This window comes from Sphingomonas glacialis (genome assembly GCF_014653575.1).
Lineage (GTDB): Bacteria > Pseudomonadota > Alphaproteobacteria > Sphingomonadales > Sphingomonadaceae > Sphingomonas > Sphingomonas glacialis.
The window spans coordinates 1-986 of sequence record NZ_BNAQ01000034.1; the positions used below are offsets into that span (position 1 = coordinate 1).

Consider the following 986-nt stretch of genomic DNA (forward strand, 5'->3'; position numbering starts at 1 on the left):
TTGCGATCCGCGGTCGCTGTGGTGGACTAGGCCGCCCCGATGGGTCGGACGGCGATCATGGAGCGCCTGTTCGAGCGCATCCAGGACGAAGCTGGCGTGCGCCGTCCTGCTGGCGCGCCAGCCTACGATCCGTCTGGCGTAAGTGTCGATGACGAAGGCGACGTAGACGAACCCCGCCCAAGTCGCGACATACGTGAAGTCCGACACCCAAAGCCTGTTCGGCGCTGGCGCGAAGAACTGGCGATTGACGTGATCGCGCGGGCACGGTGCCGCCTTGTCGCTGATGGTCGTACGCACCGGCTTGCCCCGGATCACGCCTGCCAGACCCATCTCATGCATCAGCCGTTCGACGGTGCAACGGGCGATCGAAAAGCCCTCCCGCATCATCTGCCGCCATACCTTCCGCACGCCATAGACCGCGAAGTTCTCCGCGAACACGCGAGCGATCTCGGGCTTGAGGATCAGATCCTCACGCGCCCGTGCCGACAGACGCGATGGATCCTGTCGCTGCGCGACGTGCTCGTAATAGGTGGATGGGGCGATCGGCAGGACACGGCAGATCGGCTCGACCCCATAGGCATAGCGGTGATCGTCAATGAAAGCGATCATCGCCGGAACGGGCGGTCGAGCTCCGCCTGCGCGAAATATGCCGATGCCTTGCGCAGGATCTCGTTGGCTTGCCGCAGTTCACGGACCTCGCGCTCCAGCGCCTTCACCTTGTCGGCCACCTCGGTCGGGACACCGCCGCGCTTGCCGCTGTCGACCTCGGCCTTCTTCACCCACTCATGCAGCGTCTGCGGAACGCAGCCGATCTTCTCCGCAATCGATACCACGGTCGCCCATCTGGACGGGTGATCCCGCTCGTGATCAAAAACCATCCGCACCGCTCGCTCGCGGACTTCGGGCGCAAACTTGTTGGTCGTCTTGCTCGTCATGGCTCCACCTTCTCAGGAGTTGGAGCCTCCGACAAACCCGGGGCGGTTCAT

General features: G+C 64.0%; 1 pseudogene and 1 other annotated feature. The pseudogene reads right to left on the bottom strand.

Annotation, left to right across the window (positions count from 1 at the left end):
- Positions 1 to 935, bottom strand: a pseudogene (locus IE187_RS21115) (IS3 family transposase); the annotation flags it as partial.
- Positions 535 to 651 (bottom strand) — a sequence feature (AL1L pseudoknot). It overlaps the preceding pseudogene by 117 nt.
- Positions 936 to 986: the final 51 nt, after the last annotated feature.